Source organism: Pseudomonas sp. C7.1 (assembly GCF_056312395.1).
In genome coordinates, this window is record NZ_JBWDTL010000003.1 from 2,334,376 (window position 1) to 2,353,261 (window position 18,886).

20 protein-coding genes and 1 tRNA gene are annotated in these 18,886 nt (G+C 59.5%); 6 read left to right on the top strand and 15 right to left on the bottom strand.

Annotation, left to right across the window (positions count from 1 at the left end; all coding sequences use genetic code 11):
- Positions 1-65 precede the first annotated feature (65 nt).
- From AC0T4W_RS14400 to AC0T4W_RS14430, 7 genes are all read right to left on the bottom strand, one after another.
- Positions 66-461 carry a hypothetical protein gene (locus AC0T4W_RS14400; protein ID WP_476319984.1) on the bottom strand — a complete coding sequence of 132 codons (396 nt, stop codon included), beginning with the start codon at positions 459-461 and terminating at the stop codon, positions 66-68.
- 351 nt (positions 462-812) lie between these two features.
- Positions 813-1,580 carry a terminase small subunit gene (locus AC0T4W_RS14405; protein ID WP_476319986.1) on the bottom strand — a complete coding sequence of 256 codons (768 nt, stop codon included), beginning with the start codon at positions 1,578-1,580 and terminating at the stop codon, positions 813-815.
- Positions 1,581-1,586: 6 nt separating this feature from the next.
- Entirely contained in the window at positions 1,587-2,261 is a 675-nt protein-coding gene (locus tag AC0T4W_RS14410; protein WP_476319989.1) for a helix-turn-helix domain-containing protein, read from the bottom strand.
- A 277-nt stretch (positions 2,262-2,538) separates the two neighbouring features.
- Positions 2,539-3,135 (bottom strand): hypothetical protein, encoded by a 597-nt coding sequence (locus AC0T4W_RS14415; protein ID WP_476319991.1) that lies wholly within the window; start codon positions 3,133-3,135, stop codon positions 2,539-2,541.
- The gene (locus tag AC0T4W_RS14420; protein WP_476319993.1) at positions 3,132-3,311 is read right to left on the bottom strand and encodes a hypothetical protein; all 180 of its coding nucleotides are present in this window, start codon (positions 3,309-3,311) and stop codon (positions 3,132-3,134) included. The genes AC0T4W_RS14415 and AC0T4W_RS14420 overlap by 4 nt, the downstream gene beginning before the upstream one ends.
- Positions 3,311-4,366 carry a hypothetical protein gene (locus AC0T4W_RS14425; protein ID WP_476319995.1) on the bottom strand — a complete coding sequence of 352 codons (1,056 nt, stop codon included), beginning with the start codon at positions 4,364-4,366 and terminating at the stop codon, positions 3,311-3,313. Before AC0T4W_RS14425 ends, AC0T4W_RS14420 begins: the two co-directional genes overlap by 1 nt.
- Positions 4,366-4,623, bottom strand: coding sequence for a DUF3077 domain-containing protein (locus AC0T4W_RS14430; protein WP_476319997.1), 258 nt, complete (start codon positions 4,621-4,623; stop codon positions 4,366-4,368). The genes AC0T4W_RS14425 and AC0T4W_RS14430 overlap by 1 nt, the downstream gene beginning before the upstream one ends.
- Positions 4,624-4,841: 218 nt before the next feature.
- Here AC0T4W_RS14430 and AC0T4W_RS14435 point away from each other — a divergent pair, with 218 nt between their 5' ends.
- Positions 4,842-5,657 (top strand): hypothetical protein, encoded by an 816-nt coding sequence (locus AC0T4W_RS14435; RefSeq protein WP_476319999.1) that lies wholly within the window; start codon positions 4,842-4,844, stop codon positions 5,655-5,657.
- A 13-nt stretch (positions 5,658-5,670) separates the two neighbouring features.
- Here AC0T4W_RS14435 and AC0T4W_RS14440 read toward each other — a convergent pair whose 3' ends face one another.
- From AC0T4W_RS14440 to AC0T4W_RS14450, 3 genes are all read right to left on the bottom strand, one after another.
- On the bottom strand, positions 5,671-6,261 hold the full coding sequence (locus AC0T4W_RS14440; protein WP_476320001.1) for a hypothetical protein: 591 nt from the start codon (positions 6,259-6,261) through the stop codon (positions 5,671-5,673).
- Positions 6,258-6,959 carry a helix-turn-helix domain-containing protein gene (locus tag AC0T4W_RS14445; protein ID WP_476320003.1) on the bottom strand — a complete coding sequence of 234 codons (702 nt, stop codon included), beginning with the start codon at positions 6,957-6,959 and terminating at the stop codon, positions 6,258-6,260. Before AC0T4W_RS14445 ends, AC0T4W_RS14440 begins: the two co-directional genes overlap by 4 nt.
- Positions 6,960-7,109: 150 nt before the next feature.
- Positions 7,110-7,832 (bottom strand): hypothetical protein, encoded by a 723-nt coding sequence (locus AC0T4W_RS14450; RefSeq protein ID WP_476320005.1) that lies wholly within the window; start codon positions 7,830-7,832, stop codon positions 7,110-7,112.
- A 590-nt stretch (positions 7,833-8,422) separates the two neighbouring features.
- On the opposite strand from AC0T4W_RS14450, the gene AC0T4W_RS14455 reads away from it, so the two are divergent.
- A complete protein-coding gene (locus tag AC0T4W_RS14455) occupies positions 8,423-8,560 on the top strand; it encodes a hypothetical protein (protein ID WP_476320007.1) in 138 nt (45 codons plus the stop codon).
- A gap of 181 nt (positions 8,561-8,741) precedes the next feature.
- On the opposite strand, the gene AC0T4W_RS14460 is transcribed toward AC0T4W_RS14455, so the two are convergent.
- Positions 8,742-9,329 (bottom strand): hypothetical protein, encoded by a 588-nt coding sequence (locus AC0T4W_RS14460; RefSeq protein ID WP_476320009.1) that lies wholly within the window; start codon positions 9,327-9,329, stop codon positions 8,742-8,744.
- A gap of 47 nt (positions 9,330-9,376) precedes the next feature.
- Positions 9,377-10,150: a hypothetical protein gene (locus tag AC0T4W_RS14465; RefSeq protein WP_476320011.1), complete on the bottom strand. Its 774-nt coding sequence runs from the start codon at positions 10,148-10,150 to the stop codon at positions 9,377-9,379.
- Positions 10,151-10,643: 493 nt separating this feature from the next.
- On the opposite strand from AC0T4W_RS14465, the gene AC0T4W_RS14470 reads away from it, so the two are divergent.
- From AC0T4W_RS14470 to AC0T4W_RS14480, 3 genes are read left to right on the top strand one after another with little or no spacing between them, the layout of a single operon-like run.
- Positions 10,644-11,651 carry a GlxA family transcriptional regulator gene (locus AC0T4W_RS14470; RefSeq protein WP_476320013.1) on the top strand — a complete coding sequence of 336 codons (1,008 nt, stop codon included), beginning with the start codon at positions 10,644-10,646 and terminating at the stop codon, positions 11,649-11,651.
- Complete coding sequence (locus tag AC0T4W_RS14475; RefSeq protein WP_476320015.1) at positions 11,644-11,892, top strand: DUF1272 domain-containing protein; 249 nt, start codon at positions 11,644-11,646, stop codon at positions 11,890-11,892. Before AC0T4W_RS14470 ends, AC0T4W_RS14475 begins: the two co-directional genes overlap by 8 nt.
- A gap of 35 nt (positions 11,893-11,927) precedes the next feature.
- The gene (locus tag AC0T4W_RS14480; RefSeq protein WP_476323681.1) at positions 11,928-13,097 is read left to right on the top strand and encodes an MFS transporter; all 1,170 of its coding nucleotides are present in this window, start codon (positions 11,928-11,930) and stop codon (positions 13,095-13,097) included.
- A 169-nt stretch (positions 13,098-13,266) separates the two neighbouring features.
- On the opposite strand, the gene AC0T4W_RS14485 is transcribed toward AC0T4W_RS14480, so the two are convergent.
- Positions 13,267-13,341, bottom strand: a tRNA-Arg gene (locus tag AC0T4W_RS14485).
- A 134-nt stretch (positions 13,342-13,475) separates the two neighbouring features.
- Here AC0T4W_RS14485 and AC0T4W_RS14490 point away from each other — a divergent pair.
- On the top strand, positions 13,476-13,955 hold the full coding sequence (locus AC0T4W_RS14490) for a GNAT family N-acetyltransferase (RefSeq protein WP_476320017.1): 480 nt from the start codon (positions 13,476-13,478) through the stop codon (positions 13,953-13,955).
- 135 nt (positions 13,956-14,090) lie between these two features.
- On the opposite strand, the gene AC0T4W_RS14495 is transcribed toward AC0T4W_RS14490, so the two are convergent.
- Together AC0T4W_RS14495 and AC0T4W_RS14500 are read right to left on the bottom strand one after the other, a co-directional pair.
- The gene (locus tag AC0T4W_RS14495; RefSeq protein WP_476320019.1) at positions 14,091-15,143 is read right to left on the bottom strand and encodes a Glu/Leu/Phe/Val dehydrogenase dimerization domain-containing protein; all 1,053 of its coding nucleotides are present in this window, start codon (positions 15,141-15,143) and stop codon (positions 14,091-14,093) included.
- 158 nt (positions 15,144-15,301) lie between these two features.
- Positions 15,302-18,769: an indolepyruvate ferredoxin oxidoreductase family protein gene (locus AC0T4W_RS14500; protein WP_476320021.1), complete on the bottom strand. Its 3,468-nt coding sequence runs from the start codon at positions 18,767-18,769 to the stop codon at positions 15,302-15,304.
- Positions 18,770-18,886: the final 117 nt, after the last annotated feature.

Below are 18,886 nucleotides of genomic sequence, written 5' to 3' on the forward strand. Positions count from 1 at the left end.
ACACTTCCAGCCAGCACGCTCTCACCCACAGCAGCAACAAGCCCGCTCAGGGGCTAGGGCATTCCTCACGACCAGCGCACGGACTGACGGTAGAGGCGACGATATTCGTCGTCATTAAAGCGCTGAATGCGCTGCTCGGCATCCCCTGGCGAATCTGCGCTATCCAGATTCAGGTCATAGCCCCGATTGGTGCTGTAGTTCGGATCGCTCACCCAGTCGAAGCCAAAGAACTCGGGCCGGTTCACGTCAATAGCGAAGCTGAAGCCACCCACGCGACTGGCGTCCATACGCGCTGCAATATGCCCAGGCGCTGTCGGGAGAAACATCGTCTGGTGCTTGATCGTGCCGTCTGGGTGCGCGTGCAAAAGCCTGGTAACCACTGCTGGCGTCACATGTTTGGAAACCCGACCAGGCTCCAGACCGAAGCGCTCACGCGGTCGGTGCTCAAGGTAGCCCAACATCAGCCCACGCCTGACCCGCTCCTGGCACTCAGGCGAGTTGATCGCCGCGACTATGGCGTCGATATCGTAGTGGCGCTCTACACCAAGTCGCTTGCGGCCTCTATCCCGTAAGTTGTACCTGATGATGGGCGGTTGTTTCATGGCGATAGCCTCAGAAAAGTAAAAAGCCAGCTGGGCGAACCATGCTGGCTTTGCCGGCCACCGACGCCAAGGAAAGATCTAAGGGGCCGCGCGCAAGCTGTCGGTGTTACTTCGTACGCCACTTGCCGACTTGCCCCCTGCTGGAGATCAGCACCCACAGAATGCCCACGCAGCACACCGGGGAGAAGCGCGGTTTTCCGTGATTGCAGGTCAGTCGCCATCGTCCAGAGCGCCCTCCATGATCAGCCCCAGTCGCTCGGCCCTGCCCATCATGCGCTCTTGCGTCTCGGCAGCCTTCACCAGGGCGTTGCGGTAGATCTCGTCCATGGCCTGCTTGTCGACTAGGGCAATAATTGACTGCGGCCTTGCGGGCTCCAGTCCGGCGATCTTCGCCCGGTGAACCTCGGCGGCGATGGCGGCGCTGAACTGGCCCGCCTGGCGCGCCTCTTCACGAAGCGTCAGCAGGTCGCCTAAGTGTCCCATCAGGGTGATGCTGGCGGCGTCGGCTGCCCGGTCTCTGGCCTCACTCAGCCTTGGGGCAATCTTGGGGTGGTCGAGCAGCCTGGATGCCTCGCGCTGAATCGTCCCATCACTCGCGCCAGAACAGTTGTAAGCCGTCCGATAAGCCTCGGAGGCGTTGCCGCATGCGAGGTACGCGGCAATGAACTGTTCCTGCTTGGGCGTCAGTGCCGGCCCATCCGTGGTTTCTCTGGCGGTTTCTCTGCCATTGGCAGGTTTCTCTGGTTTGGCTACAGAAACCTTTGCCTTCGGAGCCTCGATAACTTCAACGCGATGTTTCCTGGCCGGTTTCTCTGCTGCTCCAATTGACTTCGCCCAGCCTTGCTTGGTGGCGGTCTTGCGCACAGCGGGAGCTGACACGGTAAGGGCCAGTTCTCTTACCAGCCAAGTGAAGCCGTCTCTCGTGTCTTCCTCCCACGCTCGGCGGGCGTCATTCCATTGTTCCGGGGTTAGTTTCATGGCTACTCACTTACTGCATGGCTGCCGGTTGTCGTACGCTGGCCGGCGAGATTCCCCTCGTTTTTTGTGTCCGTGATTTAGCTTTTCTCGGCCATGCCGACGTCCATTTTCTGGGAACCTCAGGCTGTCCAGCTGCGATCTGGCAGAAGCGATACGCTCGATGGCACCGAGCAGGCGGGAGCCGCCGCGCATGTCTTGCCATTCTGGGTTTATCTCGGCAATCCTGGCCATGGCCGCACGCGCGTCTACTGCCGCAGCGCCCATCTCGGCCAGCACCTGCTCGACGGCCACAATCCGCTCAAGCGTCTCCCGCTGAATAGTCACGTTACGTTCCAGTAGGCGCTCCCAGTGCTCTCGCATATGCACCATCGTTTCACGCAGGGCTGCATGGCGACCGGCTTCCGTCTCCATGGTTTCGGTGTTACCAAGCAGGTAGTCGACCGCTACGTCGTACAGGCAGGAGGCGCGCTTGATAACCCACAGAGGTATCTGGGAGGAATCTTTACCGCCTTCGATCTTGGCGAGCTTGGAGCTGTTGGCGTAACCGAACAGACCAGCAGCAGTGAGCTGATTAAGCCCTGCCATTTCGCGTGATTCACGTAGGCGCTCACCGACGTGACGGGCAAGCACGGCCTGCTCTTGCCGGTTGGGCATATTAACTACCTGAAGCTCCCCGTTCATGGCTTTAGGCCCCCCGCTTTAGGAGCAGCTTGGGCAGCTATCAACGGGCGCCCCTCGGCCAGTGCTATCAGGATCGCCTTGGCGCCAAGGTCTCCAGCGTCGGCAGCTGCGCGCAGGTCACGCCAGTAGTCCCTGAGTGCGGCGGCGTCTGGCTTCGCCTGCTTACCGCGGCTGGTGGTTACAGTGGCTGGGATACTCATGACTTACCTTCTTGTCTCGGATTACCCTGTTCCAAAACCGCCACACTGTTCCGGGGTGGCGGCTTCGCTGTATGGTTTCACGCGGTCTCGCCTAACTCCGCATAAACGTGACGAACCAGGTTGGCGGAAATACCCACCAGTCTCCTGATTTCGGCTTGCTGGGCCGGAATAGCTTCGTGCTCTTCTTTCAGGCGCTCAATCTCGCCCAGGTTCGGACGGGCAACCGACAGGGCTGTCGCCTCCGGCACACCGTCATCGATAAGGGCGCGCACCTTGGCGTCACGACTCCGCTCGGCCTGCTGAATCGCGCTCTCCAGCGTCCGGCACTGCGCACTGTGATCCAGGCTCTTCTGTACCAGCACCGCCTTGGCGTCGTGCAAGCGGGCGTCGGCGCGCAGTCGCGTCTTGCCTTCTCGAAGCGCTTCTTGCGCCTGTTGGGCAACCTCCAGGCGACAGGTCACGTCGGCCAGTTCAGCGCGGGCGGCGGCCAGTGCGTCACGCTCGCTGCCATGCTGGCGGACAGCCGCAACCCATTGAGGCTGCGAGCAGGTTCGGAGCAGTTGCAGCGTGGTCTGCCGAGTGCGACTGATGATTGCCGTGAACTCATCGGGCTTGGATGTCGCCAGGTCTACCAGTTCGGCGTCGGCCAGCAGCTGTTTCGGGTCGGTGGTCATGGTCTTTCCTCGTTGGTGGTGTGAACGGTGCCGGCCTTCAGCTCGGCATGAATTTGGTTGGCCTGCTGGATCAGGCGTAGGCGCTGTGGGAGTGATACCGGTACGCGCGAGAGTGCCAGCAGGCGCTTTTGCACCCGGCACAACTCGACGCGGAGCTGTAGACGGTGAGCGGGCATTAATTCGCCCCTTTCAGGATGGCTATGGCTTGCTCGCGTGTGATTCCGAGCTGGCTGATGATCCCCAGCAGCATGTCCTTGGCGGCCGGCTCGTTAGCCAGGGCAGCCACGCGCTTACTGCCCCCGGCCACGCGCTTGGGTGCTGCGGTCTTGGTTGCTCTACTTGCCTTGCGCAGCGCAGCGCGGGAGCGGTCGAAGTCGCGGTCTCCGCTACTGGCACCGCGCACCGTGGGCCGGCCTGCCTGCTTGGCCGCCTGTTTGTCGGCCTCCTTCTGGCTGGTGCGGATAGAGCCGGAACCGTCTTCGCTGGCTCGCCCTTTCTCGATGGCGCGGGCCAGAAAGCCCTGCACCAGGCCGGCACCTTCAACCTCAGCCATGACTCGTAGGACGTGCTTACAGGCAACGCCAGTCAAGCCAGGGTTGGTGATCTTCGGAAAGCCGTTTTCAGATCGGCCAGCGTTGAAGTTTCCGATGGTGGCGATATAGCGGCGGCGGTACTGGTGATGGCCGCAGTCGCAGTCGAAGCGGACGTTCTGTTTGCGCATGAGCGCGGCCGCCTTGGTCGCCGACATAGCGCCGGAGGCCACTGCGGTCGAATAGCCCAGGAACTCGACCATGACGTGGTGGCGGGTCGCGCCGTACTTCTTGCTGGCGTTGGTGATGAAGCGCACTTCCAGACGATCCACCTTGCGGTTAGCGTCCTTGGTGCCGCGCGCGGCCGCCGGCACCGCCATGGTGATTTCTTCGCGGGCGCGCTTGCGATCGATAGCCAGCGACATATCAATGATCTGGCGCGCGGTTATCCCGCCCTTGAAACGCTGCCCCAGGGCGCGAGCGTTCTGCCGGAAAGCAGCCAGGTCATCGTCGGTCAGCGGTCGAGGCTTCCCGTCTGAGCTGTTGAGGGTGGTGGTAATCAGCCGGGCCGCGTCGTAATCGCCCTGCATGTCGCGCGGGCTGAGAATGCGCGGGGCGGTCTTGCGTGCCGCTGCCTCAGCCTTGGCTAGCGCCTTGGCCTCAGATGTTGCGCCGGCAAGTCGGCCCAGGACGGGAAGCATTACTCGGCCATCCCTTCTGCGCAGCCCACCACGATGGCGTGGGCGGCGCTTGCGGCGTTCATGAGTAGAAAGGCGCGATCAGGTGTCATGGGTTCACCCATGGCAGCCTCTGCCAACTCTGCCGTCACGGAATCAAGCAGGTGCCCGGCGCGATGCAGGGCCTGTTCGGCGGGTACTCCAGCGTTTACGGAGAACAGCTCGCACCCTTGGGTGATTTCACTGAAGCGGGTGCGGCAGGTTTTGGCTGTACGAGGCATGGCATGGGCTCCCGGTAATTGATGGAGTCCATGTTGATGTGTCAGGGAACGCGCCCTTGGTCGGATTTTCCGACTTTGAGGCCTAATCAGGCCTGATTCCACCTAATCAAACCTGATTAGGTCTTTCCATGCTTGGGTTGTAGGAAAAGCACACCGCCGGCCGGGGAACAGCGTCGGACAATTTCAGCTCAAACTCCCGATCCTGCCGAGAAAACACCATGTCGCAAGAGAAGAACCTGCTGATTACCCAAGGACGAAAGTCGACCAATACGACCGACCGGATCGGCTCGCTATGGGATGGACTCAACCCGCACCTGATCGCCTCGATCTTCGAGGTTGACCACAAAGGCTACCCAGTCGGCGATACAGTCGTTCGAGCAGCCCCGTCAGGCGACTTCACCATGGAGGCGGCCTTTAACTGGCAGTCTCCTTTTGAAAGCGCCGGCCCAGAAAGCAAAGCCCCAACAGTGATGGCCATGGTTCAGTCGGGAGCCATTCAGCCGCTTCTTGAGGCAGGGGCGAAGGTTGTCGATAGGGCACTTGGGACGGGCGCTGGTGACAAGATCCGGAACGCGGCGGTCACTGTAGATGAGGCGCGCGGGCGCACCGGCATGACCAAGCTGAACTCAACTCAGGTCTTCAGCGGAGCGCCACCGATCAAGTTTCAGGCACAGCTCTTGCTGCGCGCATGGCGCGACCCTGGGCTGGAGGTGGAGCGCCCTCTTGACCAACTGATGAAATGGGCACTGCCGAAGTATCTGGCACCGGAGGGCACCATGCTAAGCGGCGCACTTGAATACCTCGCAGGAACAAAGACCATTATGGAGGCCACTCTACCCTCTGAGGCTCCAACACTGCTGAGCATTCGCTACAAGGGCCGCATTTACGGCCCATTGGTGATCGAGACTATCAGCGTCCCGTTACACTCGGGCGTCGACAAACTGGGGCGTTTCGTCGAACTACTGCTACCGATCACCTTCAGTACCCTGACCGCTTGGGATCAGGCCGATTGGAAGTACGCCCGGATGCGTTAAAGCGCAACGTGGATCACTTGACCCGCGATAGCCTCGGCCCCCGCGGGGCTTCCACCGCATACAAAACATCAGGACGCTGCCGGCTGGCCACCTGCATGGCCGCGCTACAGGCAGCGTACAGCGGCCCACGCTGAGCCCAGCCGGCACCCTTTGTCTCGCTGGAGTTCTCCAGCTCCCACACGAACACGAGGCCGGCTAAGCTGTCTACATGCTCGCCACCTCGGTATCGCTCTCGTTGCTCCCGGCTAACATTTAGCACGTCACACACGCCATCGAAGCCCAGCGTGGAGAAAGCCTTTATGGAATCGGTCAGCACATGCCGACCAATCTCTGCCAGCTCCTCGCGCAGGCTGAGTCCGTGATGCGTCCGGTGGTGTTTGGCGAAGAACTCAAAGTCAATCACCTGGCCAGCGGTGAACGGCTTGAACTGGCCAAGATATGCAGCCTTGCGGCGCAGCGCTTGGCGTTCATCGGCTATGACTTCCAGCTCATCAAGGTAGACACGGCAGAGGCGTCGTATGGCGATCAGTAGAGTGCGTGGGCTGGCGTCAGGCTTGCCGAAAAAAATAGCGGTCAAGATACTCAGTCGTTCGGCGCTGTTCATGCCGGCACCAAGGGACTGTGTTGGGCCGCTTTTGCCGCCTTGAGCCGCGCCATGCGGCGGCCCAGTCGGCCGGCCACGACAGCACAGCGCGCCACGCCGTCTTGCAGCTTCGAGCCTCCGCGCATATCCGGCCATTCTGGATTTAGCGTTGTCACCCGTTGCAGCGCCCGCTCAGCCTCTTGAGCGGCAGCATGGAAAAGGCCCGCAAGGCCTTCAAGCACGTCCAGGCGAGTACGCAGGCTGTCCTGCTCGAGGACTTCGGCCATTCTCAGACGGTCGTTGTGCTGCTGCTGTCGAACCAGTAGATCACGTAGGGTCGGCGTAATCTCGCCGCGCTCAGACTCTTCCGTGTCGCCAACCAGGAAATCCACTGTGGTTACGCACCGGTCAGCGATTCGCCTCAGCAGCCAAACAGGTACCTCTGCACGCCCAGCCTCCAGATCGACCATATCGACCGTTGCCAGGCCTATAAGCTGCGCAAGCTCTCCCGCGTTGAAGCCGGCCAGTTCGCGCGCCTCACAGATTCGAGCACCGATGAGCCGGTTTAACGCAGCCTCTTCTCGCAGGCTCGGCTTATCCCAGCCCGCTGCGCGCAACCTAAGTCCAGGGCGCACAGCTCTGACTGCCAGGCTCGCGACAGCGCCCGAACCGAGAAACGCCAGATTCACATCGTCGAAGCTTGACTCATTGAGATCCACTGCAAATTCCCCTGTCCTGGCGACCTGCCCGCTTGCAAAATTCAAGGACGGGCGAGCTATCACGCTACCAAATACCAGCGCTCATGTGTGTTTTTGGACAGTGTTTTTTGGGTCTACTCGAAAAGCTGCCGATATTGGCCTGAAGCCGAATCATTTGACCTCCTTGGCGGCCGTGTCGACCTGCCCAACCAGCGGAAAGCCTGCCGGGTCGGCAGTGCCTGGCACGCCCTTGCCGTCGTTCGCCTCGCCCTCTTTCGGCGCAATGAACAGCGGAACGGAGCACTTGAGGGTCAGATCAACGGCCAAAACGGTGAGGTTCTTGGTGCCGGTATCAATGTTCATGGCCGGGTTGTCTGGTGCCTCAATCTGCACGGGGAACTCATGATCCATGCCGGCAAACGGGTAGCGGGCGTCAAAGCTGCGCCGGCTTGGCGAGTCCATGTACAGCAGGAACTGGGCAGCCAGGCTTTTGGCGCTAGGCTCATCCGTGGCGATGATGGCCAGCTGGGCGCGCACGTCGCCAGCTATCAGTTTCATCTGGAAATACCGCGCCTTGTCGTCGCCTGGGATCATCACGTCAACCGGGTCGGCAATCTGGGTAGTAAAGTCGCGACCGGTCGGCGTGTAATCCTTGGCCACCGCCACCAGAATCACCGGCAGTTTAGGTGGCTTGGTCGGCCCCTGATCGGTGTCGTTGCGCTGCCAGGCCGACAGCATGTCTTCGACCTTATCGACCATGCGCGTTGGTGCCCAGGCGACGCAGTACGGAAAGCCTCGCGCCACGAACTCCTGCAACGGCTTGGTGGTCGGCACGACTTCCCGATAGAAGCCCTGCATGAACTCGCCGAGACCGGCCTTGACGGGCTCAAACATGGCGGGAGCTCTGGCTGGCCAGCGACCAGCTACCGAAGAAGCCAGCATGCCGCGCGTCTTCACGCACTTGTTCGGGTTGAGCCTGGTGATTGTGGGGCTGCTGCATGGGTATGTCCTCCTGAACCTAAGAGGCCATGATGAGCGGGCTGCCCTCCCCCCTTCGCCGCGACTTTCCCAAAGTGGCTGTACTGACATGCTCACGCGCCCACTCCCTCTACTCAGGTGGAGCGCTTCGCCCGACGCAACAACAGCCCAGCAGCCGGCGCCGTGTATGGCGTGATGTATGGCGTAACTTTTTAAATGGTTAAAGCCCCCGTAAATACTGAATACTTCGATTCCCATCGCCGCTCCAAATTGCAGAATCTAAAGCCTCGAAACCATATGGTTTCGGGGCTTTTTGCTTTCTGGGGTGTGGCTTGCTCGGAAGTGGGTCGGCTATTGGGTTTGGCCGCAGCCAAATGTGCATAGTGCGTGGGCAGAGGGCAGAGGGCAGATCGTCCCAGAGGTCGGGATAGCGATCACTCAGGAAGAGACTAGACGCTGGTACGCCCGTAAGGAAAGGACTCAAAGCCAGTAAGCAAGGAGAGCAGATGAAGTTTTTCTTTATTGCCTTAGTAGTCGGCATTGCAGTAGCGATGTCAGCTAGCAAAAAGAAGCCACGTAACTACTACAGAAAACGCCCCTCAAATACATGGGCAGCACCTGGGCAAAAACCGGCATTCCCTTAACCGCCATTCCAACCTGCCAGCATTAGAATCATTCGCCGGCGATGTGAAATCATGCTTTCCTCAGAACAAATAGTTTTAGCACTCCCTGAGTGCAAGGCTATTAATCAAGCATCGGGCCACATAATGTGTAAAAAACAGTAGATATCGACCAGGCCAACCATGCAAGAAGTCATCAACTGACTTAGAAGTACTCAGTAAGTGCAATTATTTTTTCGCTATCCAGTTCAATATTTGCCGAGTCAAAATCTTCTTTAGTTATCTTATTTATCATTGGCTGAATGACCCTCAACTTCTTAACAGAGTCCTTATCCAGCTGAATCAACTCTGACGCAAGCTTGAATGCATTGAAGTATTTAGGAGAATTCTGCTTGAGAGATCCTAACACTGCCTCCTGACATTCTTCACCGTGATAAACGCCAGCAATAATCACTGAGAAAAAGGTCGATATACCTTCATTAAGGACGATAGTACGAGGCTGTTTGATATTAAACTTATCAATGGAGGGATAGAGCAAATGGCATATTTCATGAGCAAGCTGAAAATCCCTTTGTGAATCATCTTTAACTGCATTCAAGCTCAAGGAGATTTTTACAGAGCCATCATCAGGAAAGTAGTGAAGATGTGGAGGTTGATCATTGAACACAACCCCTGTGTACTTCCATTCTGATGTTATAGGGCCGAACAAGCTTTCAGCAATAGAGAGCAACTCACTGGCACGTTTTTCAACTGAATCGATTAGCACACTATCTTGGGCCATCAGCACACTCACGCAAAAACCTCTGAGAAAGAGGAACAAGAAATTCCTTTTCTAAATTGTTATTCATACAACTCTACACCGAGAGCCTCGTTATATAACCTTTCTCCAGGCAAGAATGCCGTGGCCAGCGCATGCATGTCATTAACCTTAAAGTCCCCATCTATTCGGAAGTGCTTCCGATACTCGACTCCCTTAACCTTCTTACTGTCTTGCAGAAGCGTATCAAGTTCGCGATGAGAGTACCGTATGATAGCTCCATCTAAATGAACGACGTCTGCCTCAAAGTCCGGCGACATAGCGTGCAAGTAATGTGCGTAATTATTTCCAGGCGTATATTGCAACGCCTCAATTTGCATCAAAGCCCCTCTAACGTCGTCAACTGGTCGTATATGAAGTAGCAAAGATGGATAACCTTGATCAAAAGGAAGCTCCGGCAGGAAATATTTTGACTTTTCATGCCCTGATTTCTTCGCAAGCTCGATTGCTCGGCGAAATGGAACCCCAAACATCGGTGCAGCCCCTGAGATTGAGGGGTGGTAAGTGAATCGAGCAGATGCATGAGACCAAAGATCCGGCCGAACCACCAGAGCATTGACGACAAAATCAGACTCAGGCACAGGAAATACTTCAACGTCTGGATTCTCGAAGAAAACAAGATCATATCCCTCCGCGCTATATCTAACCTTGATATGCCTGCAAGAAATTAATCCTTCGTCTGTCTGATACTTTTCGGAAAGCGTCTTAAAAGCCCCCTCCCGCGCCATATATTCTCGTATTGAACGATGGGTAAAGAATGGCTTACGTTGTATAAAAGTAACTAGATCATTTTCCATACTAAGCCTGTGGTGAGAAGATCGATATAACTCCAAAAAAAGTCTACAAATCAGAAAAGGTAATTTTCTCAATTACTTAGAAAGTAGCGTATGTAACAAGGCGTAGTTGACGGCCACATGTGACGCTTTTTCACCATTTTAGAGGTATACACAAAGGCGCAGGGAAGGCGCAAGGTATGAGAGAGGCCGTGTCGAAATCACAGCGAATAAATGCGGATCAAAGCAGGTATGAGTCAGCTAGAGCCCAGGAATAGCAAGGCTTTGCGGGATAACGCAGACTGAAACAGAAGGTTCGATTCCCCTCACCCGCGCCAAATCGCAGTTTCTAAAGCCTCGAAACCAACCCGTTCCGGGGCTTTTTACTTTTTGGGGTATAGCTGGGCCGAAAGTGGGCGGCTCACGCACAGAAAGTGGCGAGACTTGTGGGGTTAATGTCGTTGTCGCCAGACCTGCGCAGGGCCACACTTTGTCCATCGTGCTCGCAGAGATCGCCATGGACACCCGCAAATGCATTGCCGCCCTGATCTACCCGGACTTTATGAGCCTGGACGTCGTTGGCCCGCTACAAGTTTTCGCCTCGGCCAACGTCGAGCGTAATCGGCAGGGCCTGGGCGACGCTTATCACCTGCTGCTGCTGGGCGAACACGCCGGCCCGGTGAACAGCTCCGCCGGCATGCGTTTACTGGCCGACGCCCGTTGGGCGGACTGCGACCCCAGCACGCTGGACACCCTGCTGATACCCGGCGGTGTTGGCGAAACCCTGCAGTGCGAGAACCTGGCTTTGCTGGCCTGGTTACGCCGTGCTGAACCGCACGTTCGCCGCCTTGGCTCGGTCTGCTCGGGGGCGCTGATCCTGGCCCGTACCGGCTTGCTCGACGGTCAGCGCGTTACCACTCACTGGGCCGATGTCGATAGCTTGCGCGAGCATGCGCAGTTACAGGTGGACGCCGATTGTCTGCACACCTATGACCCCGGCGACAGTCGCGCGGGCCATCTGTTTACCTCTGCTGGGGTAACGGCGGGTATCGACCTGGCCCTGGCCTTGGTGGAAGCCGATCTCGGGCGCAGCATGGCGCTGGCCGTGGCCCGTCGTTTGGTGATGTTTTTGCGCCGCCCCGGTGGTCAGGCGCAATTCAGCGCCCTGCTCGTCCCTGAACCCAGCCGCACTCCGCGTCTTGCCGAGCTGCTGGCCTGGATTCCCTGCAACCTGGGCGGGGATTTATCCCTGGAGGCGCTGGCTGAGCAGGCCCGGTTGACGCCGCGCACGCTGTCCAGGGTGTTCGCCAAAGAGCTGGGCACCGGACCTGCACGCTATGTAGAGCGCATTCGCCTGGAGGCGGCCCGCGCCCTGCTGCAAGACGCCCAGGCCTCGATCAGCACGGTGGCCAGGCTCACCGGCTTTGGCCACCCGGAAAACCTGCGTCGGGTTTTCCATAAGCACCTTTGCGTCAGCCCCCTGGAATATGCCGAGCGCTTCGGCCGGGAGATTCACCATGCTTGAGCTACGCCCCAATTGCGAATGCTGTGACCGTGACCTGCCCCTGCATGCGCTGGATGCGCGCATCTGCTCGTTCGAGTGCACCTTCTGCAGTGACTGCGCCGACACCCACTTGCAGGGCCACTGCCCGAACTGTGGTGGTGAACTGCTGCGCCGTCCCATTCGTCCAGCGGCAAAGTTGGACGGTGCTCCAGCTTCACGTGAGCGGGTGCACAACCCTGCCGGCTGCAGCACCGCGTCCTAACGTCAACGCCTGTACTTCGCGAGAGTCTTCTTATGTTGCTGTTACGCAATCCATCGATTCGCCTGTTATTCGCCGGCCAGGCGCTGTATTGGTCGTGCTCAATGATCGGCATCACCCTGACCGCACTGGTCGGGTTGCAACTGGCGCCTTTGAATAGTCTGGCCACCTTGCCACTGTGCATATGGATGCTCGGCAACCTGTTCAGCGTGCAACCCTTATCGCGGTTTATGCAACGCCATGGCCGGCGCCCCGGCTTGATGCTCGGCGCGGGCGCCGGTGTAGTCGGTGGTCTGCTTAGCGCGCTGGGTGTCTGGCTCGGCGACTTCACGCTGTTTTGCCTGGGCGCACTACCCATCGGCATATATCAAGCCTCGGCGATGTACTACCGCTTTGCGGCGCTGGAAGCCGTCGCGACCAATGAAAAGGGCCGCGCCAGCGGCTATGTGGTGGGTGGCGGTGTACTGGCGGCGCTGCTGGTACCCAGCGCACTGCAGGGCGCCGCAAGCCTGCTGGACACGCCCTTTGTCAGCGCCTACCTGCTGATTGCCGCCTTTGCCCTGATTGCGTTGCTGCTGATGAGCCGCCTGCGCGAAGGCGCTGCACCGCCCAAAGCCAAGGCCGGTTTCCAGAAGCTGCGGCAGCTCTTGCGCAACCCGGTGATCCGCGCTGCCATCGCCACCACCGCGATTGGCAATGGCCTGATGGTTTTGGTGATGAATGCCACGCCCCTGGCCATGAGCTTTTGCGGCTTTGCCCTGGACAGTAGCACCAAGGTGATCCAGTGGCACATGCTCGGCATGTTCCTGCCTGCCTTTTTGGCCGGGCCACTGGTTGATCGTCTCGGTAGCCGTCGGGTGGCTCTGCTAGGCGGCTTGATTCTGCTGGGCAGCGCCAGCATCGCCCTCAGCGGTCTGCAACAGCTGCACTTTCTCTTCAGTTCGCTGCTGCTCGGGCTGGGCTGGAACCTGATGCTGGTAGCCGGCACCACGCTGCTTGCCGAAGGGCATGACGAGACTCAGCGCGGCCAGGCCCAAGGCTTGATGGAGTTACTCAACGGCATACTCGCCGCCGGCGCCGCGTTCAGTGCTGGCGTGTTGATCAGCGGCCTCGGTTGGAGCGCGCTGAATCTGGTGATCCTGCCCTTTGTCGGCCTCGCCCTGCTGATGCTGCTACCGGCCAAACACCGCCTGCAAGTCAGCTCGTAGGATGAGTTGATAAAAGCGAAACCCGTCACTCGCGCCACATCGCAGAAGTCAAAGCCCTGAAACCAAGCTGTTTCGGGGCTTTTTGCTTTCAGGGATAAACGGCGTAAGGCACTGAGCAGCGCGAGCACACCGCCAGGCATTTGCTAACAACCTGACGGGCTGAGGTAGATGGCGTTCCCAACTGGATTCGAACCAGTATCTAGCCCTTAGGAGGGGCTTATTCTATCCATTGAACTATGGGAACCGAGGCTGGATAGACGGGCCACCAGCCGGCGGCATCTTAGCGAGGATGGGCGGTTTTGTCATGCAGCTGCCATTATCTGCGCACCATACTGCCAACCGACAGCCAACCGGCCGTTATAAGGAGAGGAGATCGCCATGCGCCCCGCTGCTTCGCACCATCTGCCGGATTCGCCTTTTGCCGATTTCCACCTACGTGCTGCCAGCGTTAATGATGCTGCCGCCCTGGCAGCCTTGCTGCAGCAGCTTGCGCCCGATGAGCCCCGCGCCGATGCCAAGCTGCTGGCCTTGCGCCTGAGCGAGCTGCCGGTGAGCCGGGTGGTGTTGGTGGCCGAGCGCGACGGCAAGTTGCTCGGCACCTGCACGGTCAACCTGATTGAGCACCTGGCGCACAACTTCGCTCGCTCGGCGATTCTGGAAGATGTGGTGGTGGATGCTGAGGCGCGCGGCCTGGGGGTTGGCCAGGCGCTGATGGGCAAAGCCATCGAACGCGCCCGCGCCTGGGGTTGTTACAAGGTCGCGCTATCCAGCAGCCAGAGCCGTGAAGCTGCCCATGCGTTTTATGCCAACCTGGGTTTTAAGCCGCATGGGGTTAGTTTGGCGTTGATGCTGGATTAAGAGGCCATTTCTAAAGCTATGCCGGTTGTCAGACGTAGGAGCGGGCCATGCCCGCGAATCGATGTTGACCTAAAAGCTTCGCGGGCATGGCCCGCTCCTACGGGTTTTGCAAAGACTGCCGGTAGTGCGCTGTTTTTAACGGCCGAACCGCTCTTCGGCTAATTGATCGGCGATTTCTACGGTGGTTTTGCTCGCTGCATCGGCGCGTTGGAAGATCTGTTGCAGGGTCGGACCGATGCCTTCGATATGTGCTTTGAGCTGTGCAGCGCTGCCGCCGGTGCGTTCGTAGCAGACATCGATAATGCCGCCAGCATTGATCGCGTAATCCGGGGCGTACAGGCACTCGTTGCGGCGCAGGGTTTCCGCCAGGCTGGCGTCGGCCAGTTGGTTGTTGGCGGCCCCGGCGATAATCGGTGCGCGCAGGGCTTCCAGGGTTTGTTGGTTGATAATGCCGCCCATGGCGCACGGCGCGAATACATCCACATCCAGGCCGAAAATCGCCTGCTGCGGCACGGCCGTTGCGCCCAGTTGCTCGACCGCACGACGCACATTGGCCTCGACGATATCGGTTACCCACAGCTCGGCGCCGGCGGCTTTCAGCTGACGCGCCAGGTCGAAACCCACCTGCCCTACCCCTTGAATTGCCACTTTTAAACCGTGCAGATCATCACGGCCCAGGCGGTGTTTGACTGCGGTCTGGATGCCGATAAACACCCCGTAAGCGGTGGCCGGTGACGGGTCGCCATTGCGCGTACCGCCAGCGAAGGCTTCGCGCAGCTCGGCGCCGGATACGTGGCGGGTGCGCTCGGCCATGATCTGCATTTCCGCCACGCCGGTGCCGGAGTCAGCGGCGGTGATATAGCGCCCGCCGAGGCTGTCGACAAAATCACCCATGGCCTGGAACAGCGCCGCGCTCTTGCCTTTATGCGGGTCGCCGATGATCACCGCTTTGCCGCCGCCCAGCGGCAATTGGGCCAGGGCCGATTTGTAGGTCATGCCGCGCGACAGACGCAACACATCGCGCAGCGCTTCATCGTCATTGGCGTAGGGCCACATGCGGCAGCCGCCGAGGGCTGGGCCGAGGTTGCTGTTGTGAATGGCGATAATCGCCTTCAAGCCGCTGGCCTTGTCGTGGCCGTAGATCACCTGTTCGTGGTGGTCGAAATCGATATGGGAAAACACGGACATGGGAGTTCCTTGAAAGATTCTTGTGTAGGAGCCAGCTTGCTGGCGGTCATGGCGTGTCACTGATGCCAGAAGATCGCCAGGCCGCAGTCGTTCCCTACGCCTTGCGGCATTCCCCACATCCATGTGGGTCACAGCTGGCTCCTACAGGGGATTGGTTGTCAGGCAGCGGGCTCGAACAGCTGCACCGCCTGAATCTCGCTAACCAGCATGCGCGCTTTGAGCTGGCTGCTCTGCTCGCGCACCTTGGCTAGGCTGCGTTCTTTGACGTGGCCATAGCCGCGAATCTGCTCCGGCAGCTCTGCCAGAGCCAGCGCGGTGCGGTAGTTGTCGGTGTTGAGTTCTTTGAGCAGGTACTCCAGATCCTGCTCGTAGTCGTCGATCAACTGCAGTTCCAGCTTGCGCTCGGCGCTGTAGCCGAACAGGTCCAGCGGAGTGCCGCGCAGGAACTTGAACGTGGCCAGTACGCCGAAAGCCTTGAGCATCCAGGCTCCAAACTGACGCTTGCGCGGCTCGCCGGTGCCGGCATCTGGCTTGCTCAGCCAGCTGGGGGCCAGGTGGAACTCCAGACGGTAATCGCCGCTGAACTGCGCCTCCAGCTGGCGGATAAAGCTGCCATCGCTGTACAGCCGCGCCACTTCGTACTCGTCTTTATAGGCCAAGAGCTTGAAGTAATAGCGCGCCACGGCCTTGCTCAGGGCTTGGTCAGCACTCTTGTCGACCTGCTGCACGCGTGCCACCTGCTCGCGGTAGCGCTCGGCGTAGGCCGCGTTCTGGTAGGCGGTCAAGCGCACCACACGGTCAGCGATGATTTCGTCCAGGGTCTGGCAATGCGGTGCTTCGATCACGTCTGGTTTGGCCAGACGTTCCACCGCAACTGCATCGTGGGCCGCGCGACGACCCCAAAGGAATGCTTGCTGATTGAGCTGCACGGCCACGCCGTTAAGCTCGATGGCTTTGTTAATGGCTTCGGCGGAAACCGGCACCATGCCCTTCTGGTAGGCGAAACCAAGCATAAACATATTGGTGGCGATGCTGTCGCCGAGCAAGCGGGTGGCCAGGCGGCTGGCATCGACGAAGTGGGTTTTACTCGCCCCCACCGCTTCGATCAGCGCCTCACGCATGGCCGCGCCGGGCACCTGGGCATCGGGATTGCGGGTGAATTCGGCGGTGGCGGCTTCATGGCTGTTGACCACCGCATGGGCGATCTTGTCATTCAGCTTGGCTAGGGCCTCTTCGCTGGCAGCGACCACCAGATCGCAGCCGAGCAGCAGATCGGTTTCCCCGGCGGCGATGCGCACGGCGAAGATGTCGTCCTGCTTGGCGGCAATGCGGATATGGGTGATCACCGGGCCAAACTTCTGCGCCAGGCCGGCCTGATCGAGCACGCTGCAACCCTTGCCTTCAATATGCGCAGCCATGCCGAGCAGCGCGCCAACCGTGGTCACGCCGCTGCCGCCGACACCCGGCAGAAGGATATTCCACGGACGATCCAGCGCCGGTTGGCGCGGCTCCGGCAGCGCGATAAATAGCGCGCCCAAGCCAACAGCCGTGGGTTTGCGCAGGCTGCCGCCGTGCACGGTGACAAAGCTGGGGCAGAAGCCTTCAACGCAGCTGAAATCCTTGTTGCAGGAGTTCTGGTCAATCTCGCGCTTGCGCCCCAGTTCGGTTTCCAACGGCAGCACCGACAGGCAGTTGGACTTGACGCTGCAATCGCCACAACCCTCACACACCGCCGGGTTGATAAAGGCGCGCTTTTGCGGGTCAACCAGCTTGCCGCGCTTGCGCCGACGGCGTTTCTCGGTGGCGCAGGTCTGGTCATAGATGATCACCGAGCAGCCCTGGAACTCGCGCAGCTCCCGCTGCACGGCATCCAGATCACGGCGGTGGTGGAAGGTGACGATGGGCGCGAAGGTGCTGCGATCCGGGTATTTCTCCGGCTCATCTGTCACCAGCGCAATGCGCTTAACACCTTCAAAAAACACTTGCTGGCTGAGCTGATCGACACGCAGTTCGCCGTCAATCGGCTGGCCGCCAGTCATGGCTACCGCGTCGTTGTAGAGAATTTTGTAGGTGATATTCACCCCGGAGGCCACGGCGGCGCGGACAGCGAGATGGCCTGAGTGGAAGTAGGTGCCGTCCCCCAGGTTCTGGAAGATATGCGCGGTGTCGGTGAACGGTGCCTGGCCGATCCAGGTCGCGCCCTCGCCGCCCATCTGGGTAAAGGTATCGGTGTTGCGGTCCATCCACTGGGTCATGTAATGGCAACCGATACCGCCCTGGGCACGGCTGCCTTCCGGCAGTTTGGTCGAAGTGTTGTGCGGGCAGCCGGAGCAGAAATGCGGGGTGCGCACGGTGTGGTGCTTGGGCGCTGCCAGGGAGGCTTCCTTGGCAGCAAGAAAGGCCAGACGCTCCTCAATCTGTGGGCTGCTATAGATCGGCGCGAGACGCTTTGCAATGGCGCGGGCGATCATCGCCGGGGTCAGTTCGGAGAGGTTCGGCAACAGCGAATGGCCGGCTTCATCGAACTCGCCAACCACCACTGGGCGCTTACCCACGGGCCAGTTATAGAGCTGCCCGGTCAGTTGATCTTCGATGATGCCGCGTTTTTCCTCGACCACCAGAATCTCGTCCAGGCCTTCGGCAAACTCATGCACCGACACCGGCTCCAGCGGCCAACTCATACCGATCTTGAGCACGCGCAGGCCGACCTGAGCGCACAGTGCCTCATCCAGGCCGAGATCATCCAGGGCCTGACGCACGTCGAGGTAGGACTTGCCGGTGGTGATAATGCCCAGGCGCGGGTTAGGCGAATCGAGTTTGATCTGGTTGAGGTTGTTGGCCAGCGCGAAGGCGCGGGCGGCGTAGATTTTGTAGGTATTGAGGCGCGCTTCCTGGGCCAGGGGCGGGTCCGGCCAGCGGATATACACGCCGTCTTCCGGCAGCTGGAAGTCCGCAGGAATTTTCACCTGCATACGCAGCGGATCGACATCCACCACAGCAGAGGAATCGACGTTCTCGGCGATGGTTTTCAGCGCCACCCAGCAACCGCTATAGCGCGACAGCTCCCAGCCGATGATGCCGTAGTCGAGAATTTCCTGAACGTTGGCCGGGTTAAGCACCGGGATCGAGGCGGCGATAAACGCATGCTCGCTCTGGTTGGCGATGCTCGAAGATTTGCAGCCATGGTCGTCGCCAGCCAGCAGCAGCACGCCGCCATGCTGGGAAACGCCGGCCGAGTTGCCGTGCTTGAACACATCACCGCAGCGATCCACACCCGGACCCTTGCCATACCACATCGCAAACACACCGTCGTAGCGCGCGCCGGGGAACAGACTGGTCTGCTGGCTACCCCACACCGAGGTGGCGGCCAGCTCTTCGTTGACGCCCGGCTGGAAGTGGATGTGGTTGTCTTTGAGGTACTGCTTGGCGTCCCACAGGCTCTTGTCGAGGTTGCCCAGCGGCGAGCCACGGTAGCCGGAAATAAAGCACGCAGTATTCAGCCCATGGGCTGCGTCGCGTTGCTTCTGCAGCATGGGCAAGCGGGTCAGCGCCTGGGTGCCGGTGAGGTACAGGTGACCGGTAGCAAGGCGGTACTTGTCATCCAGGCGGATCTCGGCCAGAGACATAGTGGTGCTCCTGTTATTTTTATCGAGAGCTGGGTTGGCAACGGTAAATGCCACCCTTTGTTAAGCCTAGTGCGGGATCACCCCACAAGGCGCATGGCCAAGAATATGAACGGAGGG